This window comes from Paraburkholderia sp. A1BS-2L (assembly GCF_051125205.1).
In the GTDB taxonomy this organism is placed as follows: Bacteria; Pseudomonadota; Gammaproteobacteria; order Burkholderiales; family Burkholderiaceae; genus Paraburkholderia.
The window spans coordinates 422,418-445,183 of the sequence record NZ_CP120428.1 but is presented as its reverse complement, the minus strand read 5'-3'; the positions used below and the strand labels follow the sequence as shown (position 1 = coordinate 445,183).

Below are 22,766 nucleotides of genomic sequence, written 5' to 3'. Positions count from 1 at the left end.
GGCAGTCCAGCCGATGAGCGGATCAGAACGATCCGGCGCGCACGTCTTCGCGCGGCACGCCTTGCGCGCCTTCGCGGCGCGGCGCGGCACCCTCGGGCGCGCAGGCCCAGGCATGCAGATCGTGCGCGAACCCGTCGAGATCGTCGCCGAGCTGGCGCGCGAGGCGGCCCAGCACGTTATAGGCGAGCACCGCGGGAATCGCCACCACAAGGCCGAACGCCGTCATGATGAGCGCCTCGCCCACGGGCCCGGCCACGTTTTCGATCATCGCCTGGCCGCTCGTCGCAATGCTGCCGAGCGCGTGATAGATGCCCCAGACCGTGCCGAGCAAGCCGACGAAAGGCGCCGTGCTGCCCACCGAGGCCAGCAGCACTTGCCCGAACTCGAGCCGCCGCTGCGACGCCTGGAGCGCGCCGCGCAGCACCCGCAGCACGCGTTCGCCGCGATCCACGCGCGCGAGCAGCGCACCGGTCGTGTCGGCCTCGGCGCAGGCGAGCGCCGCCTCGGCAAGCGGCAGGAACACGCGCTCGCGGTCGAGCGCGCGCATTGCGCTCACACCGTCAGCAAGCGAATGCGCCTGCCAGAACCGCGCGACCGCGCGAGGCCCCTGACGCTTCGCGCGCACCAGCACCCAGCTCTTCACCAGCAGAAAGCACCAGCTCGCAATCGACATGGCCAGCAGCACCCACGCCACGGCGTGCGTAACCGCGTCGCTCGTCTGCAGATAGTGGATGACCCCAGTACTCGCTGCCATTGAATCTCGCCTGCCTCCGTGTCACTTGCCTGCTGTTGCCGGCCCCGCGCGGCGCGCACGCGGCGCCACACGCGCCAATGTCGCTCAGCGCAAGCCGAGCACGTCCTGCATATCGTACAGGCCCGTGGGCTTGTCCTGCAGAAAGCGCGCGGCGCGCAAGCTGCCTTGCGCGTAAGACTGGCGGTTCGACGACTTGTGCGTGATCTCGATGCGCTCGCCGATGCCCGCGAACAGCACGGTATGGTCGCCCACGATGTCACCGCCGCGAATCGCCGAAAAGCCGATCGTCGAAGGATCGCGCTCGCCGGTCACGCCATGACGGCCGTACACTGCGCAGTCGTCGAGATCGCGCCCGAGCGCACGCGCCACGGCTTCGCCCATCGCAAGCGCGGTGCCCGAGGGCGCATCGACCTTATGGCGATGGTGCGCCTCGATGATCTCGATGTCGTAACCGGTCTCGAAAAAGCGCGCCGCGTATTCGAGCAGCTTGAGCGTGACGTTCACGCCCACGCTCATGTTGGCCGCGAACACGATGCCGATCTTCTGCGCGGCGGCGCCGAGCTGGGCCTTTTGCTGCGCGTCAAAACCCGTCGTGCCGATCACCATTTTCACGCCGTGGCGCTGCGCGGCCTCCAGATGGACGAGCGTGCCTTCGGGGCGTGTGAAGTCGATCAGGCAGTCGCTTTGCGCAAAGACCTGCTCGATGTCGTCGGTGATGTGCACGCCGGTTTCCTTGCCGAGGAACGCGCCCGCGTCCTTGCCGATGGCGGCCGAGCCCTTGTGTTCGAGCGCGCCCGAAAGCGTGATTTCGGGGGTATTCAGGACCGTTTCGATGAGCATGTGGCCCATGCGGCCCGATGCTCCGGCGATTGCGATTTTCATGGCTCTTCCTGCGAACGTGAAACCGGCAGCCCCGCCAGCGCAAACCCGTCGATGACCGTGCAGCGATCAAGCAGACGCACCGCCGAGGCGGAGGCATTGCCAAAAAGCACGGCGGCCCGAAGCCGCCGATGGAATGCCTGGCGCGTGGCCAGGCCCTTGTATTACCCGAGTCACCCGAGCCGAATCGCTGCGGATCGACCCGAGTCGGCCCGCAGCGACATCAGCCGCCCGATCCCGACGTCGAATTCGCGGGCGGCGCGGTGAGCGGGGCGTTCTGCGACGGCGGCAGCGGATTCGACTCGGTATCGCCGGTGCCCTGTGCGCCCGGGACCGGGCCCACGGGATTCGTCGGCGGCACGCCCTGGATCTGCGGCATCGGCTTGCGCTGCAACTGAATCTGCGACGGCATCGTGCCCACGCCCTGCGGCAGCGCGGACGAAGTCGGCGTGCCCGCACGCACCGACGGCGTCAGGCTCGAAGGCATCTGCACCGCTTCCGTAGCGCGATTCGCGGCTGCGGCGGCCTGTGCGTTCGCGTCGAGCGGCAATTGCGAGGTCGCGGTGCCGAGTTCCGAGGACGGCGTGCGCGCCGTGTCGCCGACAGTCGGGCCCGTGGCGCTAGAGGCCGAGGCCTGCGCGGCCGCAGGCGCCGATGCACCCGAAGCCGGCGCAGCCGCGACGGCCTTGACCTTCTTGCCCGATTTGTCGCCGTCGATTTCGGCCAGCAATTCGAGATTCGACGGCAGATCTTCGCCGCCCGACCAGCTCGCCACGCGGTCGCCCTCGAACATCACGACGAAGTCGCGCTGCTGGACCACGGCGGTCGAGCCCCGCTTGAAGTAGAAGACGTAGTCCCAGCGATTCGAATGGAACATGTCGGTCAGGAGCGGCGTACCGAGCAATTGCTTGACTTCAGCGCGCGACATGCCCGCATGCATCTGCGCGGCGGCTTCCTTCGAGACGAAGTTGCCCTGCACGATGGTGATGCGATACGGCGTGATGCTTTGGGCAAAACGCTGGGTCACGCTGTCATAAGTACTGCAACCGGCGAGCGTTGCGAACGCGGCCGCAGCCAGCAGGGTGCACGCCACGCGGCGGCCGCTCAGGCGGCGGCCCATCGTTGTGAATTCTGGAATCATTTCCCTCACCGTGCGGGCTTGTCGCGAAGCCGCGCGTATCCTGTAGACGTTCGTTTGAGTTCCGCCAAAAATGCCCGGGACGGCAAAAACCCGTTAACATAAGAACCCAGCATTGTACTCCAGGGACTTATCGTCATGACCAATCCAACCGATCTCAAGAACATCGGCCTCAAGGCGACACTGCCTCGCCTGAAGATCCTGGAGATTTTTCAGCATAGCGCCGTGCGTCACCTCACCGCCGAAGACGTGTACCGCAACCTGCTGAACGAAGAGCTCGACATCGGCCTTGCCACGGTTTACCGGGTGCTCACGCAATTCGAGCAGGCGGGCCTGCTGACCCGCAGCAACTTCGAATCGGGCAAGGCCGTCTTCGAACTCAACGAAGGCAGCCACCACGACCATCTCGTATGCCTCGATTGTGGCCTCGTCGAGGAATTCTTCGACCCCGAAATCGAAAAGCGCCAGCAATCAATTGCTAACGAACGTGGCTTCAAGCTGCAGGAGCATGCACTCGCGCTGTACGGCGCGTGCACGAAGGAAAATTGCCCGCACCGCAAGCACTGAGCGGGCCGCGCGCGGTCGCGGGGCGGGGAACCCGACCCGCACGCATCAACAAAAACACCACAGCAAGACTGCTGTGGTGTTTTTGTTTGGCGCGGAGATTTTGAGAAGCGTTGAGGCTGGTGCGATTTAGCGCGTGCGCCGCGGGACCCAGCCTTGTCCCGAGGGCGCATTGCCGCTGCGCCGGAACTCAGGCAAGCGCGGCAGCCTCGGTCGCATGCTCGAGCCGCCAGACCCCATCCAGCGCCACCTCATCGCAATTCGGCTGCTGGCCGCCACGGTCGACTACGAGAAAATCGCTCACGCGGTCGAACGCGAGCAGCGGGTGGTGCCAGACGCCTTTCGCATAATTGACGCCCTGCCCGCCCTCGACCCAGAACGCGCGCAGTTGCGTCGGATCGAGTTCGCCCGCCGGCGCGACGACCACGGCGTAGCGCACCTCGCCGAGCGGCACGAACGCCTGGCTGCCCAGCGGATGCCGCTCCATCATCGAGATCTCGACCGGCCAGGCGCGCGGCTGGGCGCGAAATACGCTGACGATGGGCCGGCCGCCGGCCTCGCATGTATCGATCGACGCCAGATCGTGAAAGCGTTCGGTGGTGCCGCCGTTGATCGGGAAATGACGCGCGCCGTCGAGTGCGATCACGTCGCCGAATGGCGCGAAAGCCTCGCGCGTCAAAGGTTCCAGCAGCAGGGTTTTCATGCGTGCTCCTTATTCAAAAGCCAGTGCGCGGCTTCAAAGCGCGTGGGCAGGCTTGCCGCCGAGCGCCGAAGCGTCCTCGGCAGCATCGTCCTCGCCCGCCGGCACGTACAGGTAGCCCGGCTCGAGGTTGAGCACGCGCTTCGCACGCGCCTTGTCGATGTCACGCTCCCACACCGCGACCACCACCGTGGCAACGCAGTTGCCGATCAGGTTCGTGAGCGCGCGGGCGATGCCGACAAACCAGTCCACCGGCAGAATCAGCACGAGGCCGAGCACGGGAATCGCGGGAATCGCGGACAGCGTGGCGGCGAGAATCACGATTGCCGAGCCCGGAATGCCGTGCGCGCCCTTGGACGTGATGAGCGACACGAGCACCACCACGATCAGGTCGTGCACCGAAAGCGGCGTATTGGTGGCCTGCGCGATGAAGATCACCGCGAGCGTGAGATAGATCGAGAAGCCGTCGAGATTGAACGAATAGCCGGTCGGAATCACGAGGCCGACGGTGGAATCCTTCACGCCCATCCATTCGAGCTTGCGCATGATCTGCGGCAGCACGGCGTCAGACGATGCAGTGCCGAGCACGATCGACAGTTCTTCACGCAGATAGCGGATCAGCTTGAATACGTTGAAGCCCGCGAGGCGCATCACAATGCCGAGCACGACTGCGACGAACACGATGCAGCTCGCGTAGAACACGACCACGAGAAAGCCGAGTTGCTTGAGTGAAGCCACGCCGTAAGTGCCGGTCGTGAACGCGATCGCGCCGAGCACGCCGAGCGGTGCGAGCTTGATGATGAAGCCCATCACGCGGAAGAACACCTGCGAGAGCTCGTCGATGAGCACGTTCACGCGCTGGGCCTTCGGGCCGAGCAGCGAGAGCGCACTGCCGAACAGCACCGAAAACACGAGGATCTGCAGGATATCGCCCTTCGCGAATGCATCGAACGCCGTGTCGGGAATGATCTTCAGCAGAAAGCCCGCCGTGTCCTTCAGGCTCTTGGCATGCTCGGTGTAGGTCGCGAGCGAGGCCGCGTCGAGCGAATGCAGGTCCACGTTCATGCCGGCGCCCGGACGCGTGGCGTACGCGAGCACAGCGCCGATCAGGAGCGCGATGGTCGTCATGATCTCGAAGTAGACCACCGACTTCAGACCGACCCGCCCCACTTTCTTCAGATCGCCCGCGTGCGCCATGCCGCTCACCACCACGCAGAACACGATGGGGCCGATCACCATCTTGATGAGCTTGAGAAAGCCGTCGCCGAGCGGCCGCAGGGATTGGGCGAAATGGGGAAATACCGCGCCGACGACGATGCCCAGCACAAGGGCAATCACTACGCGGCCAAACAGCGAATTGAGGAACTTCGTCACGACTTTCTCCTTCGAGCAGGGGGGAGCGGGCAACTGTTCTTACTGGTCTGACCAGTACTGTTATGGCAAATAGTAGAAAGCCGATATACTGGAGTCAAGAATGCGCTGCGCGGTGTTTACCCTTGTGTCGCCTGCCCAGCCCGCTGCTCAAGACTACAATACCGGTCAGACCACGCGAGGGTTCCGAGCCGTCCGATGAAGAACGTTCCGCACACCGTCACCGATGCCGCCATTGCCACGATCCGCACCCGGATCGAAGCTGGCCTGTACCCGGTCGGCAGCCTGCTGCCCGCCCAGCGGCAACTCTCCGAGGAGCTGGCGATCAGCCGCGCGTCGCTGCGCGAGGCGCTCTCCACGCTCGAAGCGCTCGGCATGCTGTCGATCCGCGCGGGCAAGGGCGTCTACGTCACGAGCGCGCAGGCCACGAGTGCTCACCCGTGGCGTTTTTCCGACCAGTCGTCGCTGCCCGACACCTACCAGATGCGCTACGCGCTCGAAGGCTTCGCCGCGCGCATGGCGGCGCTCGCGATCAGCGACATCGATATCGCCTGGCTGGAGCACAACACCGACACCCTCCACGAAGCACTCGCCTGCGACGAACTCGACGAAGCCGCGCAACTGGACTTCGAATTCCATATGCGCATCGTGAATCTCGCGGGCAATGCGGCAATCGAATCGATCCTGCGCAACAGCGCCGACATCATGAAAGAGAGCCAGCGCATGCCGTTCTACCGGCGCGAGCTCGTGCTCTCCACGCATCGGGAACACAGCCTGATCGTGGCGGCGCTCAAGGCGCGTGACGGTGCCGCGGCGGGTGCGGCCATCGAGGCTCACATCGCCAATGCCGCCCAGCGTGCGGGCGTCTATTTCCCGAGGCCGCCCGCACCCGCTGCTGTTCCCGCTCCTTTTCCCACTCCTGCGCCCGCCATCGACGCTGAAAAATAAGGGCGAAAAAAAACCGCCCAGTCGATGGGCGGTTTTTTCGTCGCGCGCACCGGACCGCGAGGCCCGGTGGCACGGCAATACAAGCAGACTTACTTCGCGTTCGCGAGCGCAACCGCCGTGTCCAGCATGCGGTTCGAGAAGCCCCACTCGTTGTCGTACCAGCTCGACACCTTCACGAGACGGCCCGAGACCTTCGTCAGCGTGGCGTCGAACGTCGACGATGCCGGGTTGTGGTTGAAGTCGATCGAAACCAGCGGTGCGTCGTTGTAGCCGAGGATGCCCTTGAGCGCGCCTTCCGAAGCTTCCTTCATGATCGCGTTGACTTCTTCAACCGTCGTGTCGCGCTTGGCGATGAACGACAGATCGACGACCGACACGTTGATGGTCGGGACGCGGATCGCGTAGCCGTCCAGCTTGCCGTTCAGTTCCGGCAGCACGAGGCCGACTGCCGCAGCCGCGCCCGTCTTCGTCGGGATCTGGCTTTGCGTGGCCGAACGCGCGCGGCGCAGGTCTTCGTGGTACACGTCGGTCAGGACCTGGTCGTTCGTGTACGCGTGGATCGTCGTCATCAGGCCGGTTTCGAGGCCGATCTTGTCGTTCAGCGGCTTGACGAGCGGCGCCAGGCAGTTGGTCGTGCAAGATGCGTTCGAGATGACCGTGTGCTCGGCCTTCAGCACGTTGTGGTTCACGCCGTAGACGATCGTTGCGTCGACGTCCTTGCCGCCCGGCGCCGAGATGATCACCTTCTTCGCGCCGCCCTTCAGGTGGGCGCTGGCCTTTTCCTTGGTCGTGAAAAAGCCCGTGCATTCCATCACGACGTCGACACCCAGCTCGCCCCACGGCAGCTCGGCCGGGTTGCGGTTGGCCAGCACGCGGATCTTGTCGCCGTTCACGACGAGGTAGTCGCCGTCCACCGAAACTTCACCCGGGAACTTGCCGTGCGCGGTGTCGTATTGCGTCAGATGCGCGTTGGTCTTCGCATCACCGAGGTCGTTGATCGCAACGATCTGGATGTCGTGCTTCTTGCCGTTCTCGTAGAACGCGCGAAGCGTGTTACGGCCAATGCGGCCGTAGCCGTTGATAGCGACGCGGATCGTCATGGTTCATCTCCTGATGAGTAAAAATTCTGGTGCTGCTGCTGCAGGCGCTATGGCGCGTACAGCAAAAGGCCCGCGCAAGGCGGGCCGTATAGCAATACTTAGTTGTCCAGCGCAGCCTTGGCCGTCGCGACAACGTGTTCGACCGTGAAGCCGAAGTGCTTGAACAGCACGCCTGCCGGAGCCGATTCGCCGAACGTGTCGATGCCGACCACGCCGCCTTCGAGGCCCACGTACTTGCGCCAGAAGTCGGTCACGCCGGCTTCGATCGCGACGCGGCGCACGCCCTTGGGCAGCACGCGCTCCTTGTATTCGGCGTCTTGCTTGTCGAACACGTTGGTGGACGGCATGGACACCACGCGTGCGCCAATGCCTTCGCGCTGCAGCGCTTCGACGGCCTTCATCGCCAGTTCGACTTCCGAGCCCGTCGCGATCAGGATGATCTTGCGGCTCGGAATATCGTCGTTCCAGTCCTTGAGCACGTAGCCGCCCTTCGCGATGTTGGCGATCTGCGCATCGGTGCGCTCGTTGAACGCGAGGTTCTGGCGGCTGAACACGAGGCTCGACGGGCCATGGTGGGCAATCGACTCGGTCCAGGCCACCGCGGTTTCGACGGTGTCGGCCGGACGCCAGAGCGTCATGTTCGGGATCAGGCGCAGGCTCGCGACCTGCTCGATCGACTGGTGCGTCGGGCCGTCTTCGCCAAGGCCGATCGAGTCGTGCGTGAACACGAAGATCGACGGGCACTTCATCAGCGCGGCCACGCGCAGCGCGTTGCGGCTGTAATCCGAGAACGTCAGGAAGGTGCCGCCGAACGGCTTGTAGCCGCCGTGCAGCGTGAGGCCGTTGAGCGCCGCGCTCATGCCGAACTCGCGCACGCCGTAGTTGATGTGGTTGCCCCACTGAATGCCAGTCTCGCCCGCCTTCGGCGCGCGCACGGGCTTCGAGGCCTTCCAGTTGGTGAGGTTCGAGCCGGTCAGGTCAGCCGAGCCGCCGAGCAGTTCCGGCAGCACCGCGGCAAGCCCTTCGATGGCTTGCTGCGAGGCCTTGCGCGTAGCGACGGTTTCCTTGCGCGAATCCGCGCCGGCGATGATCTGGGCAGCCTTCTGCGCCCAGTCGGCGGGCAGCTTGCCGGCCATGCGGCGCGTGAACTCCGCGGCTTCGGCCGGGTACTTCGACTGGTACGCGGCGAACGAATCGTTCCACGCGGCTTCGAACTTCGCGCCGGCAGCCTTGGCGTCCCAGTCTGCGTAGACTTCCTGCGGCAGCGTGAACGGCTCCCACTTCCAGCCCGCGGCTTCGCGCCACTTTGCGATTTCTTCGCCGCCGAGCGCCGCGCCGTGCACGTCGTGGCCGCCCTGCTTGGTGGGCGCGCCCTTGCCGATGATGGTCTTGCAGCAGATCAGCGTGGGCTTGTCCGAGGCCTTCGCCTTCTGGATGGCTGCGTCGACGGCGTCCACGTCGTGGCCGTCCACGTGCGGGATCACGTTCCAGCCGTAGGCTTCGAAGCGCTCGGGCGTGTTGTCGTGGAACCAGTTGACCACGTCGCCGTCGATCGAGATGCCGTTGTCGTCGTAGAGCGCGATCAGCTTGTTCAGCTTGAGCGTGCCGGCGAGCGAGCAGGCTTCGTGCGAGATGCCTTCCATCAGGCAACCGTCGCCGAGGAACACGTAGGTGTGGTGATCGACGATCTTCGCGTCCGCCTTGTTGAATTCGGCGGCGAGCAGCGCTTCAGCCAGCGCCATGCCGACCGCGTTCGCAATACCCTGGCCAAGCGGGCCCGTAGTGGTCTCGACGCCCGGCGTGATGCCGAATTCCGGGTGGCCCGGCGTCTTCGAGTGCAGTTGACGGAAGTTCTTCAGTTCCGCCATCGGCAGGTCGTAGCCGGTCAGGTGCAGCAGCGAGTACAGCAGCATCGAGCCGTGGCCGTTCGACAGCACGAAACGGTCGCGGTCGCTCCAGTGCGGGTTGGCCGGGTTGTGGCGCAGATGACGCGACCACAGCGCGACAGCGATCTCCGCCATGCCCATGGGCATGCCGGGGTGACCGGAGTTCGCTTGCTGAACGGCGTCCATGGACAACGCGCGAATCGCATTGGCCATCAATTGAGTGGTAGCGGGGGAGGACGAGGTCGTCATGTCGAGTCCGGGGAACGAGGGCAAAAACGGCTTGGGCGGCTGCATTCAGCAGCGTTCGCGCGGCAGCGCACGGTTCCGGAAGCTCGGCAGAAATGTTCGCTGCGGCGCGCGATGCGGCGCCAGTAAGACGCAAACGGCCAGAGCAAATGGACAGGGCTGCAAAGGGCGATATTCTAACAGATCGTGCGGATTTTCCCTGGCTGCAGGACCCGGCGATGTACGCCACTGCCCCGAAATCGGCGGCAGACCCGCCCCGGTTACCTTTCATCGCACCTGATGCGCGCCGCGAGACCGCGGTCGCCCTGCCGGCTGCCCGTATAATGTGGCTACTGCCCTGATTTACGCCCCAATCAGGCCCGATTTATATTCATTTGTAACGTGACGCCGACATTGCGCTCGCCGGTTTTGTGCGCACGCTGCATGGGCTGGGCCGAATGCACTACCAGCCCCCGTTTCACCGACGCTCCCGTCGCTCGATACCACCTTGACCTTGCCGCGCCTCCTTCGCCCCTCCCCGATACGCCGTAAGGTTTTCCCGACACGCACACACGCGCCCGCCAACGTCCGGGGCGTGGTTGTAAGCCGCACGCCCGCGCGCAGCGCGCCTGACGGCGCTCCGGTTCTCCCGCGACAAACTAGGCCAATTCCTGCAGATTTAGGATGCGCAACGTTGGAGAATCGCAGCGTTCATCACATTTTCGCGTGCCATCCGACCCAGACAGCCTCCAACAACCCGCTCGTCCCTCAACCCGAATCTGGAGATATCCGATGACCCCACCCCGCCCCGCAGGCGTGCCGTGGCTGACGCCGTATCTGACGGTGCGCGACGCGCGCGACGCAATCGAATTTTTTCGGGCGGCGTTCGGTTTTGCGGTGCGCGATTGCGTGGAAGACGACGGTGCGGTCATGCATGTGGAAATGACGTATCACGATCAGCTGATCGTGATGTTCGCGCCGGAGGGTGCCTTCGGTTCGACGGCGCGCACGCCGAAGAGCGCGAACGCGGTCGCCCCCCAATCCTTTTACCTTTACGTCGACAATGTCGACGCGGTGTATGCGCGAGCGCTGGACGCTGGCGCGAAATCGTTGAGCGAGCCGCAGGACCAATTCTGGGGTGACCGTTTTGCTCAGGTCGAAGACCTCGACGGCTACCGCTGGGCGCTTGCTCGCCATCTGTCATGAAGCAATGAGAACTTGTCTTATGCCCCGTTTTTTCGTCGGAAACTCCCTGCAGTCCGGCGACGTCTTCACTCTCCCGGATGAAGTGACGCGACACGTTCAGGTGCTGCGGCTGCAGCCCGGCGACACGATCGTGCTGTTCAACGGCGTGGGAGGTGAATACAGTGCCGAAATCATCTCCATGGAGCGCCGCGACACACAAGTGCGCGTAGGCCCGTTCCGCGACGTCGAGACCGAGCCGCCGTACCGGCTCACGCTCGCGCAAGGCATTGCCGGCAGCGACAAGATGGACTGGCTGATCGAAAAGGCTGTCGAGCTGGGCGCGACGAACTTCGTGCCGCTCACCACCTCGCGCAGCGTCGTGCGCCTCGTGGGCGAACGCGCAGTGCGCCGCCAGGTTCACTGGCAGCGCATCGTCCAGGCGTCGTGCGAGCAATGCGGACGCAACCGCATGCCCGAAGTCGCCGCCACCCGCGAAATCGGCACCTGGCTCGGCTCATTGCCCAAAACGCCCGCCGAAGGCGAGTTGCGCGTGCTGCTTTCGCCGCGCGCGAACGTCTCGTTCGCCACCCTGCCCAACACCCCGCCGCAAGGCGAGATCACGGTGCTGGTCGGCCCCGAAGGCGGGTTCTCATCGCCCGAAGAAGCGGCGGCGCTCGATCACGGCTTTATCGCCGTGGGGCTCGGGCCCCGCATCCTGCGCACCGAGACGGCAGGCATCGCCGTGCTCGCGGCGCTGGCCGCGCGCTGGGGTGGCTGGTAAAAATGACAAGGCCCGCTGCATGGGATCATGCGGCGGGCCTGCGTATTTTTGTCGCGAGAATGCGACGATATTCAGATAGCAGACGAATTGGCCAGCAGCGCCGTCAAAACGCCACGCATCGCTCAGGCGAACGAATAAAAGACGCGGAACGGCACCTTGCGCTCGCCCCAGTACTCCGAAGCTTCGCGGAACACGTCGAGCAGCGTCTCGCGCCCGTCTTTGTCGAACTTCTGCGCGATCGGCAGGCCATCGAGCACGATCACAAAACCGGGTTGCTCACCAGCTTTTTGCACCAGATCGGTCAGGCAGTCGTACAAGCCATCGTAGTTCTTCCCGAAATGCTTCGGAAACAGAAACGATGTAGCAATGGTTTCGAGCACTTCCTGCTTGGTCTGCGCACTGGCGCAATACGCATAGAGGAAATGCTGTTGCAGCCGCTGCGCCTCGTCGGCGAGATCCTGCACGCGGAACGCACGGATCGACTGGACGATATTTGGCCGCACGGTCGCAAACAGGTCCATGGCCTCCTCGTTCGATGAATTTGCCTCACCCCTGCGCGCGGCTTCGCGCTGCTGGTCGTCGTGATGCATCTGCATAACGCGCTGGAACAGGTTGCCCTCGCCGGACGCGAACAGATCGCTCGCGACCCGCGGGTCGTGCGCGTAAGTGTTATCGCTCATGCCGCTTTTCCCGGTGTCATTCAACAATTCGCTTAAAACTGGCGTAGTGGTCGTCGGTGTAGTAGCAGTTGTCCGTGCACCTGAGCGGACCGCCGCAGACAATGCGCCGCGCGCCGCGGTTGTGTGCTCGGGGCGTCGGGACAGTGTATTCGTGGTAATAACCGCGCCGATGCTTCGGCAACTGCTGCTCGTAATTGCCGAACACGATGCCATCCTTCTCAAACGGATAAGGCCCGCCTTCGGCAACCAGACCGAGTGTATTGACCGCTTCGCGCGGCAATTCGCCCACGCTCACGGTGCCTGACGACACCCCCGATGCTCCGGCATCGTCCGGCGCCTGAGCGCGCGCCACGGCGCCTTGCGAGCACACCAGCGCCGCCGCCAGAAACGCTGCCGACGCAACGGATGCCAACCGCTGAATACCGCGCGAACGACGCCCGAAACTCCCGTCAAAACAATGACTTACATGTACCGACTCGGCCAATGCAGCAGTGTTTTCGAGCGTTGAAACAGCAGGCAGTCCTATACGTACCATCTTTGGATTCCTGCCTCTCGGATCACGCGTTCGACGACCATTAAAGATGTAAGGGTATCGCTAATGGACCCTGGAAGCAATCTCGCACCGGCGACGACAAACAGGGCTTGACCGCGCACAAGCGGCCAGCTGGTAAATTTTACAATTACGGAGAGGGTCCCGGCACGCGGCCGGACATCGGCCTAAAGGGCGCCGGAATACCGGCGGCGAGCAGCGCCGCCGGTGTAAAACCCAAAGCCGCGGAGATACGGCTTGACGAAAACCCGACGCGGAAAACTTAACGCGTGGCGTTCACATCGGCGACCAGCAGCGCGGTCATGTTGACGATCCGGCGCACGGTGGCCGAAGCAGTCAGGACGTGCACCGGCTTGGCCGCGCCGAGCAGCATCGGGCCAATGGCGATGTTGTTGCCCGCCGCCGTCTTCAGCAGGTTGTACGAAATGTTCGCCGCATCGATGTTCGGCATGATGAGCAGGTTCGCGTCGCCCTCGAGCGTCGAATCCGGCAGGATCTCGCGGCGCAAGTTCGCGTCGAGCGCGACGTCGCCATGCATCTCGCCGTCCACCTGGAGGTCCGGCGCGCGCTCCTTGAGAATCTCCAGCAGATCGCGCATCTTCTGCGCCGACGGCGCGAGGCTCGAGCCGAAGTTCGAATGCGAGCACAGCGCGACCTTCGGCTCGATGCCGAAGCGGCGCACTTCCTCCGCCGCCATGATGGTGATTTCGGCAAGCTGCTCGGGCGTCGGGTCGACGTTCACGTGCGTGTCGACGATGAAAATCTGCCGGTTCGGCAGCACCAGCGCGTTCATCGCCGCGTAGACGTTGCAGCCCTCCTTCTTCCCGATCACTTGATCGATGAAGTGCAAATGGCGGTGCGTCGTGCTGACCGTGCCGCAGAGCATGCCGTCAGCCTCGCCCTTTTCCACCAGCATCGAGCCGATCAGCGTGGTGCGGCGGCGCATTTCGAGCTTCGCCATTTGCTGCGTGATGCCCTTGCGCGCCATGAGCTTCGCGTAGCTCTGCCAGAAGTCGCGATAGCGCGCGTCGTGGTCGGTGTTGACGACCGTGTAGTCGTGCCCCGCGACCAGACGCAGCCCGTAGCGCGCGATGCGCTCCTCGATCACTGCCGGACGGCCGATCAGGATGGGCGTCGCGAGTTTCTCGTCGACCACGATCTGCACCGCGCGCAGGATGCGCTCCTCTTCGCCTTCGGCGAACACGATGCGCTTCTTCCCCGGCTCGGCGGCGCGCGCGAGCTGGAAGATCGGCTTCATGGTCGTGCCGCTGTGATAGACGAACTGCTGCAGGTGCTGCATGTAGGCATCCATGTCCTCGATCGGACGGGTCGCCACGCCCGAATCCATCGCGGCCTTGGCGACGGCCGGCGCGATCTTCACGATCAGGCGCGGATCGAACGGCTTCGGAATCAGATATTCGGGTCCGAATTGCAGGTCCTGGATGCCGTAAGCCGTGGCCACGACATCGCTCTGCTCCTGGCGCGCCAGTTCCGCGATCGCATTCACGGCGGCGATTTCCATCTCGCGCGTGATGGTGGTCGCGCCCACGTCGAGCGCGCCGCGGAAAATGAACGGGAAGCACAGGACGTTGTTCACCTGGTTCGGGTAATCCGTGCGGCCCGTGGCCAGCACCGCGTCCGGGCGCACCTCGAGCGCGAGCTCCGGCAGGATTTCCGGCGTGGGGTTGGCGAGCGCGAGAATGAGCGGCTTCTCGGCCATCTGCTTGACCATGTCCTGCTTGAGCACGCCGCCCGCGGACAGGCCGAGGAAAATGTCGGCCCCTTCGATTACTTCGGCGAGCGTGCGCGCGCTGGTTTCGCGTGCGAAGCGCTCCTTGTCCGGATCCATCAGCTCGGTGCGGCCCTTGTAGACCACGCCCGCGAGATCGGTCACGTAGATGTTTTCGAGCGGCAAGCCGAGGTCGACGAGCAGGTCGAGACACGCCAGCGCCGCCGCGCCCGCGCCCGAGGCCACGAGCTTCACCTGCTTGATGTCCTTGCCCACGACCTTCAGGCCGTTGGTGAACGCAGCCGCCACCACGATGGCCGTGCCGTGCTGGTCGTCGTGGAAGACCGGAATCTTCATGCGCTTGCGCGCTTCACGTTCGACGATGAAGCACTCCGGCGCCTTGATGTCTTCCAGATTGATGCCGCCGAAGGTGGGCTCGAGCGCGGCGATCACGTCCACGAGCTTGTGCGGGTCCGTCTCGTTCAGCTCGATGTCGAACACGTCGATGCCGGCGAACTTCTTGAACAGCACCGCCTTGCCTTCCATGACCGGCTTCGAGGCGAGCGGCCCGATATTGCCGAGGCCGAGCACGGCCGTGCCGTTCGACACGACGCCCACGAGGTTGCTGCGCGCCGTGAAGCGCGCGGCGTTCAGCGGATTCTCGACGATCGCCTCGCACGCGAACGCAACACCCGGCGAGTACGCGAGCGAGAGGTCGCGCTGGTTGATCATTTGCTTGGTCGGCGCAATCGCGATCTTTCCCGGCGCAGGAAATTCGTGATAGTCGAGGGCGGCTTCGCGAAGCTTGTTCGTGGCGGAATTCGACATGGCGGGCAGGCCTTGAGTGCGGACTAGAATGGCAAAATCTGGATCGATCGCATTGTAGCGCCAATCCCTGAAGGCATTCCTTACAGTTCGGGCGCGCCTGCTGCGACTGCAATGAGGGGAACGCCCCTGCCGGCGCGGCTCGCGCCGGACCACCCAAGTCATTCGTCATAGACCATTCGTCATGCTTTCCGAGTTTTCCCTGATCGACCGCTATTTCGCGCGACGCGCACGCACGAACACGCGCCGCGCCGCGCTCGGCATCGGCGACGACTGCGCGCTGATCGCGCCCGCCGCCGGCGAGATGCTGGCCGTCTCCACGGACATGCTCGTGGAAGGCCGTCACTTTCTTCCCGATGTCGACCCTCGCGCGCTCGGCCACAAGGCGCTCGCCGTGAATCTCTCCGATCTCGCCGCGATGGGCGCCGCGCCGCTCGGCTTCACGCTCGCGTTCGCGCTGCCCAAGCCGCGCGAGGACTGGCTCGAAGCGTTCAGCCACGGGCTTTTCGAGCTGGCCGACCGCTACGGCTGCGAATTGATCGGCGGCGACACCACTGCGGGGCCGCTCAATCTATGCATCACGGTGTTCGGCTCGGTGCGTCCGAACGATGCCCTGCGGCGCGACGCGGCCCGGCCCGGCGACGACATCTGGGTGTCGGGCACGCCGGGCGACGCCCGCGCGGGTCTCGGCATGCTGCGTGAAGAGTGGCCGCAAACGCCGATCGATCGCGCCGATGCCGCGCATTTTCGCCATGCGCTCGAATATCCCGAGCCGCGCGTCGCGCTCGGCCTCGCGCTCGCGGGCGTTGCGCGCGCGGCGCTCGACATCTCCGACGGCCTCGCGGGCGACCTGCGGCACATCCTCGAGCGCTCGCGCGTGAATGCCGAGATCGACGTGGACGCGCTGCCGCTCTCGGCCGCGCTCGCGCGCCTGCCGCGCGCGCTGCAACTGCAATGCGCGCTGGCCGGCGGCGACGACTACGAACTCTGCTTCACGGCAGCGCAAGCCCAGCGCGAGGCCGTCGAGGCAGCGGCGCAACAGGCCGGCGAACGCGTGACGCGCATCGGTACAATCACTTCATCCGAGACGGCTGGATCGCCCCTCGCGCCCGCGATCACGTGGCGCGACGCCTCGGGTGCGCCGCTCAACCTGACGTTGCAAGGCTTCGACCACTTTCATGCAGACTGACCCTACGCCCTCGCCCGTCGATAAACTCGCGACGGCCGGCCCGCCCGCCCCTGCCGGCGCGAGCGCCGCGGCCGCGAGCGCGGAATCCCGCCGCGCCGACGCGCGCTTCATGCTCACGCATCCGCTGCATCTGATCTCGCTCGGCTTCGGCGCCGGACTCTCGCGGCTCGCGCCAGGCGCGGCCGGCACCCTCTTCGCGTGGGCCGCCTTCGAAGTGCTCAACCGCTACTTCACGGTGCTCGACTGGGGCCTGTTGATCGTCGTGGGCTTCCTCGGCGGCATCGGCATCACCGGGTTCACCGCGAAAATGCTGCGCAGCGAAGATCCGCCCGCCATCGTCTGGGGTGAAATCGTCGCGTTCTGGCTCGTGCTGCTGATGATCACGCCCATCGACTTCATGGGCAAATTCTGGGCGTTCGTCGTGTTTCGTTTCTTCGACATGGTGAAGCCGCCGCCCATCCGCTATTTCGAGCGGCGCTTCACGGGCGGCTTCGGCATCATGCTCGACGACCTCATTGCCGCATTCTTCACGCTGCTCGTGACCGCGCTCTGGCGCATGTCGGTCTGAGGCCGCGCACGCCGCCGCCCCCCCGAAGCCACACTCGAAAAAACACAAACCGGCACACCGCTACGGACATTTCCCCATGCCTACCGACTCCGTCGTTCACCAACTCGCCATTCGCGCCGGCAACAAGCTGCGCGACGCACGGCTCATGCTCGCCACGGCCGAATCCTGCACCGGCGGCATGGTCGCCACGGCCATCACCGATATTTCCGGCAGCAGCGGCTGGTTCGAGCGCGGCTTCGTCACGTACTCGAATCAGGCAAAGACGGAGATGATCGGCGTGCCCGCCGAGCTCATCGAAAAACACGGCGCCGTGAGCGAACCGGTCGCGCGCGCGATGGCCGAAGGCGCGCTGCGCAACAGCCGGGCACAAGTTTCGCTCGCCATCACGGGCATTGCCGGGCCGGGCGGCGGCACGCCGGAAAAGCCGGTCGGCATGGTGTCGTTCGGCTGGAGCAACCGGCTGCACACGAGCGTCGCAACGCTGGTCTTCAAGGGCGACCGCGAGCAGATCCGCGTGCAGGCCGCCACCCACGCACTGCGCGGGCTGCTTGCGCTGATCGACGAGAAGGAGCGCTAGAAGCGTCTGGCCGGGTCGAACGCTGGACGCCCGCGGATAACCGCCCCGACGGGAACCCAACCGCTTCATGCAATCGACAAGGAGCCCAGCACCCATGACTACCGTCAAGTCAACCGAACTGGCCAGCGCCGGCAATCCCGTCGACGAACTGACCCGCCGCTTCGGGCTCGAACCCCATCCTGAAGGCGGCTACTACAGCGAAACCTACCGTTCGGACAAGTTGATCCGCCGCGAAGGCGCACCGGCCAGCGAAGGCCCGCGCACGGCCTCGACCGCGATCTACTTCCTCCTCGCGAACGGCGCTTACTCGACCTGGCACCGGATCCGCTCCGACGAGCTCTGGCATTTCTACGCGGGCTCGCCCATCGAGATTCACTCGATCGACCAGCGCGGCGTGCTATCCACGCGCAAGCTCGGCCACGCGCTCGACCATCCGGGCACGGTTTTTCAGGCCGTGGTGCCGGCGGGACACTGGTTCGCGGCGCGTTGCTGCGACCCGTCCACGTATGCGCTCGTGGGCTGCACGGTGGCGCCGGGGTTCGAGTTCAGCGAGTTCGAGATTGCGGATGTGAATGCGCTCGTCGACAAATATCCGCTGCATCGCACGATCATCGAGCTATTCAGAAAGCCGGCGGCGGTGACAGCAGCTTCAAAGGATTGAGCCGCGCACAAAAAAAGAAGCGGCGCTCCCATGGATGCGCCGCAAAAGCCCTGCCAAATGTGCAGACGGTGACCTAAACCATCCGCGACACGCTCCCTACAGCGTGTTCCGTTGCACCGCCGCCTGACTGGCGACGATCGCCATTCGTCGACCGGGAACGAGATGTTTGCCCGACGGAGGAAATCTCTCTTCCTACATCTCGCCCCGTGTTGACTCAGATATTACTGAGGGAATGCTGGGCTTTTAATAAGAATGCTCTTAAAAATTTTAAAGAGACAAGGACACTTCTTGATATCCGGAAGCCCGAATACAGACTTCAGCGTACAGCACCGATGCGGACCGGCTCCATGCGCCGGTCCGCGTCCGCATCAGCGATACGCATTGATTTTGTCGCGCGTATCCTGCGCGGCCTTTGCAGCCGCAAGCGCATAATCCTCGCCCTTGCTCGCGTAGATGATCGCGCGCGACGAGTTGATGAGCATGCCCGTGCCATTGGCACTGCGGCCCGCCTTCACCGTGGCTTCGACGTCGCCGCCTTGCGCGCCGATGCCGGGAATCAGCAGCGGCATGTCACCGACGAGCGCGCGCACCGTCTCGATTTCCTTCGGGAACGTCGCGCCCACCACGAGGCCGAGCTCGCCGCTCGCGTTCCACTTTTGCGCCGCGAGCGAGGCCACGATCTGGTAGAGCGGCTTGCCATCGACGGTGAGGAATTGCAGATCGGAGCCGCCGGGGTTCGAGGTGCGGCACAGCACGATCACGCCCTTGCCCTCATGCGCCAGCCACGGCTCGATCGAGTCGAAGCCCATATAGGGATTGACCGTCACCGCATCGGCCTTGAAGCGCTCGAACGCCTCGCGCGCGTACTGCTCGGCGGTGCTGCCGATGTCGCCGCGCTTGGCGTCGAGGATCACGGGCAGGCCCGGATGCTTCTCGTGGATATGGGCGATCAGCGCCTCGAGCTGGTCTTCGGCGCGATGCGCGGCAAAGTACGCGATTTGCGGCTTGAACGAGCACGCATAGGGCGCCGTGGCATCGACGATGTCACGGCAGAATTCGAAGATCGCGTCGCTGCGGCCCGCCAGCGCGGCCGGGAATTTCGTGGGCTCGGGGTCGAGGCCGACGCACAGCAGCGAGCCGGTGCGCTGCCAGGCGGCACCGAGGGTCTGAGTAAAGGAAGTCATGGTGAAGACTCGCGGTGAGCCGGTGTAGGGAAAACGGCGCGTATTTTACCCGGCTTGGCGGCCGGCATCGCGCCGCGCCACAAACACCGCGGCCCCGGCGGCATCGGTCAACAACCGTCAGCCCGCCGCGCGCCGCCCGCGCGAACCCTTCGCGCCTCGTGCCCCGGACCGCCCGCGCGCGCCCTCGCGGTGCGGATTCGCTGCCGCGCGCATATCCAGGCGCTCGACCGTGAAGCTGAACGTCCGCACGAGCCGCTCGCCGTGACCCAGCACGGTCATGCCATGCGCCCCGCCGCCGCCTTCGAGATTGACCGCGTTGATCGGATGATCGACGGGCTCGAAGCAGAAGAAGCGCTCGCCAGGCGGCGTGTAGAGCACGTAATAGTCGGTGTTCGCGCAGATCGAGAGCGACAGCCGGCGGCGTTCCCAGACCACGGCGGCGCGCCCGCTCCAGCCGCTGAAGGCGTGGTTCACCAGTTGCGCCGGCAACGGATACGCCACGCCGAACTGCCACGCGGGCGGGGCGGGTACGTGGCGCACCGGCAGCCAGTCGGCACCCGATAGCCACAGACCGCTCGCGGGCGCGGAAAGCTCGGTGCTCGCGTCGCGTGCAAGGAACGGATGCACGCCCAAGCCGAACGGCAACGCTTCGCGGCCCGTGTTCTCCACTTCCAGCGTCATCGCAAGCGTCGCGCCGTCGAGCGCATAGGTGAGCACGGCGCGATAGGCGTAGGGCTCGCCGTCACTGCGATCGAGCACGAGGCGCACGCGCTCGCGATCGGCCTCCTCGATACTCCAGTGCGCGAGCCATCCATCGCCGTGGATCGGCAACGGCTCGCTCGCGCGATTGCGCGGCACGTCGATCTTCCGTCCGCCAAACTGAAAGCGCCCCGCGCCGATACGATTCGAATACGGCAGCAGCGGGTAGCACGCAAGTTCGTTCGGATCCATGCGTGCGTTCACGCGCTCGCAGCGCCGGAATACCGGCTCGAGCGCGCCTTCGCTGCGCCAGTCGAAGCGCGTGATGCCGCCGCCCAGTTGCGGCGCGACGTCGAGTCTCAGATACGCGTTCGCCAGCGTCACACAGGCCACGTCGCCCGTGCCTGCTGCACCAATCGCCACCGCCGAGGTGCTCGGCCCCGCGAGGACTGGATGGGTGGCGGCTTCGAGCCGCGCACGCCGTGCAGCGGCAGGTGACACGGCGGAAGCCGTTGAGGCGGACGAGGCGCCAGGCCGACGCACAGCGGAATTCGCAACGCTCATGAGATGCTCCTCGAGAGGCATGATCGATCGCCGCCGCAACAGGCGGCTCACCGGTGGCCTGCCGGCACCGTGCTCGCGCGTCTTGCCTGCTCGTGCACGGGTCCTGCGGCCGCTTCTTGTGTTCGCCCTGCTCTTTCTTTATCGGGTGCTTTCTGTTGCCGAACTACAACGCGTCTACACGCGCTGGCCACCTTGCAAGACGGTTCCAGCGCGATTCCGGCGCAACGCTCGATACCTTCAATCAAGCGCGCCGAGCGCCTTGAAACAGCGGCTCAACAAGACCCGCATGGCTGATTCGGACTGCGAAGACACCGCCCGAATACGGGTCACGCGCCAGCGTCGCCGGTTCCATTTCCGCACGCGCGCTCGTGACATAAAGCGTGTCCAGCAACACTCCGCCGAGGGTAACGCAGCTAGGCTGCGCTGTGGGAATCTTTACGCGCGTAGTTTCCACGCCATCCGCACCGTAGCGCACCACGCGCCCGCCGCCCCATTGCGCGTTCCACAACCCGCCTTCTGCATCGACGGTCGAGCCGTCCGGCACGCCGGTCTCGTCCGTCAGCGTGGTAAAGACACGCAGGTTTGCAATCGTCCCGTCCACACCGCCCGCGTTGTAATCGCACGCACAGATCTTGCGCGTGAGCGAATCGCAGTAATACATCGTCGATCCGTCGGGGCTGAACGCGATGCTGTTCGAAATCGCCGGCGCGGGCAACGGCAGGCGTTCGAGCGTAAGGTCGCGATTCAAACGATAGAACCCGCCGATTGCCTGCATCGGCGTTGCCTCGTACTTCGTGCCGAACACGAAACGCCCCTCGCGGTCGCAGCGCCCGTCATTGAGGCGCGTGGGCACGCCGGGCTCGACCTCGACGATGGTGTCGACCACGCCCGTTTCCAGGTCGAAGAACGCCAGCCGCGACTCGAGGCCCAGCAGCAGCGTGCGCGCGTCCTCGCAAAGCGCGAAGCAGGCGAGGCGCTCCGGCATCGCCCACGTCACGTGCTGGTCCTCGCGCACGTCGTAGCGCCACAAACGCTTGCCTTCGATGTCGGTCCAATACAGCCGGCCGCTGCGCGCGCACCATGTCGCGCCTTCGCCCAGCTCGCATTTCGCATCCACCAGCAGCGCGGCCGACGCGTTGTCCGGTGCCTTTGCGTGATCGCTTCGGTGATCGCTTCGGTTCGCGCTCAAGCCCAGCCTCCGTCCACCACCATCTCCTGCGCGGTGATCATGCGGCTGTCGTCGGCCGCCAGAAAAAGCGCCATGCGCGCGAGGTCCTCGGGCAGCAGTTCGGCGTCGATGCATTGCCCGCGCTTGATGTTCTCGCGCCCTTCGTCGGTGAGCCACAGGCGCCGCTGCTTCTCGGTCATCACCCAGCCCGGCAAGAGCGAATTCACGCGGATGCCGTATTGCCCGAGGTCTTTCGCGAGCCCGCGCGTGAGCCCCTGCACCGCCGATTTGCTCATCGTGTAGACCGGCAGATCGGCCTGCTTGAGCATCCAGCTGATCGAGCCGAGGTTGATGATCGAGCCCGCGCGTGCGGCCTTCATGTCCTCCGCTACTGCCTGCACCGCGAAAAGTTGATGCCGCAAGTTCACGGCGACCCCGGCGTCGAACGACTCGGGCGTGACTTCGGCGAGCGTATGCCGGCGGTCATTCGCGGCATTGTTCACGAGCACCTCGATGGGCCCGAGTGCCGCTTTCACATCGGCGATGGCCGCGCGCAGCGCGGCGATATCGGTGAGGTCGCAGGCGAGAAAGAGCGGCTTGTGGCGCGAATCGCCGAGCGTATCGGCCAGCGCCTGGCCCGCGCTCACATCGATATCGAAGAACGCCACGCGCGCGCCCTGGGCGGCGAAGTGCTCGACGAACGAGGCGCCGATGCCAGTCGCACCGCCCGTTATCAACACCACGCGGCCCGCGAGGCTCGGGTAGCGTGCATAGCCTTCATGCGCGTTGCTGGAAGACATTGTCATATCGATTCCTGATTAATCGCTCAGTTAATCGCCCG

General features: G+C 65.0%; 22 protein-coding genes. 8 read left to right on the top strand and 14 right to left on the bottom strand.

Annotation, left to right across the window (positions count from 1 at the left end; translation table 11 throughout):
- Positions 1 to 22: 22 nt before the first annotated feature.
- The 3 genes from P5W98_RS01990 to P5W98_RS01980 form a co-directional block, all read right to left on the bottom strand.
- On the bottom strand, positions 23 to 754 hold the full coding sequence (locus P5W98_RS01990; protein WP_421023001.1) for a MotA/TolQ/ExbB proton channel family protein: 732 nt from the start codon (positions 752 to 754) through the stop codon (positions 23 to 25).
- An 84-nt stretch (positions 755 to 838) separates the two neighbouring features.
- Positions 839 to 1,636, bottom strand: coding sequence for a 4-hydroxy-tetrahydrodipicolinate reductase (dapB, locus tag P5W98_RS01985; RefSeq protein WP_421042566.1), 798 nt, complete (start codon positions 1,634 to 1,636; stop codon positions 839 to 841).
- Positions 1,637 to 1,856: 220 nt separating this feature from the next.
- A complete protein-coding gene (locus tag P5W98_RS01980) occupies positions 1,857 to 2,774 on the bottom strand; it encodes an outer membrane protein assembly factor BamE (RefSeq protein WP_421042567.1) in 918 nt (305 codons plus the stop codon).
- Between the two features lie 135 nt (positions 2,775 to 2,909).
- Between P5W98_RS01980 and fur the strand changes: the two genes are divergently transcribed.
- Positions 2,910 to 3,338, top strand: coding sequence for a ferric iron uptake transcriptional regulator (fur, locus tag P5W98_RS01975; RefSeq protein ID WP_035534104.1), 429 nt, complete (start codon positions 2,910 to 2,912; stop codon positions 3,336 to 3,338).
- Positions 3,339 to 3,525: 187 nt separating this feature from the next.
- Here fur and P5W98_RS01970 read toward each other — a convergent pair whose 3' ends face one another.
- Positions 3,526 to 4,038 carry an ureidoglycolate lyase gene (locus tag P5W98_RS01970; protein ID WP_421042568.1) on the bottom strand — a complete coding sequence of 171 codons (513 nt, stop codon included), beginning with the start codon at positions 4,036 to 4,038 and terminating at the stop codon, positions 3,526 to 3,528.
- 33 nt (positions 4,039 to 4,071) lie between these two features.
- Positions 4,072 to 5,409 (bottom strand): C4-dicarboxylate transporter DctA, encoded by a 1,338-nt coding sequence (locus P5W98_RS01965; protein ID WP_421042569.1) that lies wholly within the window; start codon positions 5,407 to 5,409, stop codon positions 4,072 to 4,074.
- Positions 5,410 to 5,604: 195 nt separating this feature from the next.
- On the opposite strand from P5W98_RS01965, the gene P5W98_RS01960 reads away from it, so the two are divergent.
- Positions 5,605 to 6,354, top strand: a complete 750-nt coding sequence (locus P5W98_RS01960) for a FadR/GntR family transcriptional regulator (protein ID WP_421042570.1) — start codon at positions 5,605 to 5,607, stop codon at positions 6,352 to 6,354.
- Between the two features lie 89 nt (positions 6,355 to 6,443).
- Here the strand turns inward: P5W98_RS01960 and gap are convergent, their stop codons facing one another.
- Together gap and tkt are read right to left on the bottom strand one after the other, a co-directional pair.
- Positions 6,444 to 7,454, bottom strand: coding sequence for a type I glyceraldehyde-3-phosphate dehydrogenase (gap, locus tag P5W98_RS01955; RefSeq protein ID WP_421042571.1), 1,011 nt, complete (start codon positions 7,452 to 7,454; stop codon positions 6,444 to 6,446).
- 98 nt (positions 7,455 to 7,552) lie between these two features.
- Positions 7,553 to 9,634: a transketolase gene (gene tkt / locus P5W98_RS01950; RefSeq protein ID WP_421042572.1), complete on the bottom strand. Its 2,082-nt coding sequence runs from the start codon at positions 9,632 to 9,634 to the stop codon at positions 7,553 to 7,555.
- A 723-nt stretch (positions 9,635 to 10,357) separates the two neighbouring features.
- Between tkt and P5W98_RS01945 the strand changes: the two genes are divergently transcribed.
- Both P5W98_RS01945 and P5W98_RS01940 read left to right on the top strand, forming a co-directional pair.
- Positions 10,358 to 10,771, top strand: coding sequence for a VOC family protein (locus tag P5W98_RS01945; protein WP_421042573.1), 414 nt, complete (start codon positions 10,358 to 10,360; stop codon positions 10,769 to 10,771).
- Between the two features lie 19 nt (positions 10,772 to 10,790).
- On the top strand, positions 10,791 to 11,531 hold the full coding sequence (locus tag P5W98_RS01940; RefSeq protein WP_421022992.1) for a 16S rRNA (uracil(1498)-N(3))-methyltransferase: 741 nt from the start codon (positions 10,791 to 10,793) through the stop codon (positions 11,529 to 11,531).
- A 122-nt stretch (positions 11,532 to 11,653) separates the two neighbouring features.
- Here the strand turns inward: P5W98_RS01940 and P5W98_RS01935 are convergent, their stop codons facing one another.
- The 3 genes from P5W98_RS01935 to P5W98_RS01925 all read right to left on the bottom strand — a co-directional run bounded on the left by P5W98_RS01935 (position 11,654) and on the right by P5W98_RS01925 (position 15,318).
- Positions 11,654 to 12,211 carry a barstar family protein gene (locus P5W98_RS01935; RefSeq protein ID WP_421022991.1) on the bottom strand — a complete coding sequence of 186 codons (558 nt, stop codon included), beginning with the start codon at positions 12,209 to 12,211 and terminating at the stop codon, positions 11,654 to 11,656.
- Between the two features lie 16 nt (positions 12,212 to 12,227).
- Positions 12,228 to 12,695, bottom strand: a complete 468-nt coding sequence (locus tag P5W98_RS01930) for a ribonuclease (RefSeq protein WP_421079004.1) — start codon at positions 12,693 to 12,695, stop codon at positions 12,228 to 12,230.
- Positions 12,696 to 13,023: 328 nt separating this feature from the next.
- Complete coding sequence (locus tag P5W98_RS01925; protein ID WP_421042574.1) at positions 13,024 to 15,318, bottom strand: NADP-dependent malic enzyme; 2,295 nt, start codon at positions 15,316 to 15,318, stop codon at positions 13,024 to 13,026.
- A 181-nt stretch (positions 15,319 to 15,499) separates the two neighbouring features.
- Here P5W98_RS01925 and thiL point away from each other — a divergent pair, with 181 nt between their 5' ends.
- The 4 genes from thiL (at position 15,500) to P5W98_RS01905 (ending at position 18,310) form a co-directional block, all read left to right on the top strand.
- A complete protein-coding gene (gene thiL, locus P5W98_RS01920; RefSeq protein ID WP_421042575.1) occupies positions 15,500 to 16,504 on the top strand; it encodes a thiamine-phosphate kinase in 1,005 nt (334 codons plus the stop codon).
- Positions 16,494 to 17,072: a phosphatidylglycerophosphatase A family protein gene (locus tag P5W98_RS01915; protein WP_421042576.1), complete on the top strand. Its 579-nt coding sequence runs from the start codon at positions 16,494 to 16,496 to the stop codon at positions 17,070 to 17,072. The genes thiL and P5W98_RS01915 overlap by 11 nt, the downstream gene beginning before the upstream one ends.
- Positions 17,073 to 17,148: 76 nt before the next feature.
- Positions 17,149 to 17,649, top strand: coding sequence for a CinA family protein (locus P5W98_RS01910; RefSeq protein WP_421042577.1), 501 nt, complete (start codon positions 17,149 to 17,151; stop codon positions 17,647 to 17,649).
- Positions 17,650 to 17,743: 94 nt separating this feature from the next.
- The gene (locus tag P5W98_RS01905) at positions 17,744 to 18,310 is read left to right on the top strand and encodes a cupin domain-containing protein (protein ID WP_421042578.1); all 567 of its coding nucleotides are present in this window, start codon (positions 17,744 to 17,746) and stop codon (positions 18,308 to 18,310) included.
- Between the two features lie 368 nt (positions 18,311 to 18,678).
- On the opposite strand, the gene pyrF is transcribed toward P5W98_RS01905, so the two are convergent.
- The 4 genes from pyrF to P5W98_RS01885 all read right to left on the bottom strand — a co-directional run bounded on the left by pyrF (position 18,679) and on the right by P5W98_RS01885 (position 22,731).
- The gene (gene pyrF, locus P5W98_RS01900) at positions 18,679 to 19,494 is read right to left on the bottom strand and encodes an orotidine-5'-phosphate decarboxylase (protein ID WP_421042580.1); all 816 of its coding nucleotides are present in this window, start codon (positions 19,492 to 19,494) and stop codon (positions 18,679 to 18,681) included.
- A 117-nt stretch (positions 19,495 to 19,611) separates the two neighbouring features.
- Positions 19,612 to 20,757, bottom strand: a complete 1,146-nt coding sequence (locus P5W98_RS01895; protein WP_421042581.1) for an aldose 1-epimerase — start codon at positions 20,755 to 20,757, stop codon at positions 19,612 to 19,614.
- Positions 20,758 to 20,998: 241 nt separating this feature from the next.
- Positions 20,999 to 21,946: an SMP-30/gluconolactonase/LRE family protein gene (locus P5W98_RS01890; RefSeq protein WP_421042582.1), complete on the bottom strand. Its 948-nt coding sequence runs from the start codon at positions 21,944 to 21,946 to the stop codon at positions 20,999 to 21,001.
- Complete coding sequence (locus P5W98_RS01885; protein ID WP_421042583.1) at positions 21,943 to 22,731, bottom strand: SDR family NAD(P)-dependent oxidoreductase; 789 nt, start codon at positions 22,729 to 22,731, stop codon at positions 21,943 to 21,945. Before P5W98_RS01885 ends, P5W98_RS01890 begins: the two co-directional genes overlap by 4 nt.
- Positions 22,732 to 22,766 lie beyond the last annotated feature (35 nt).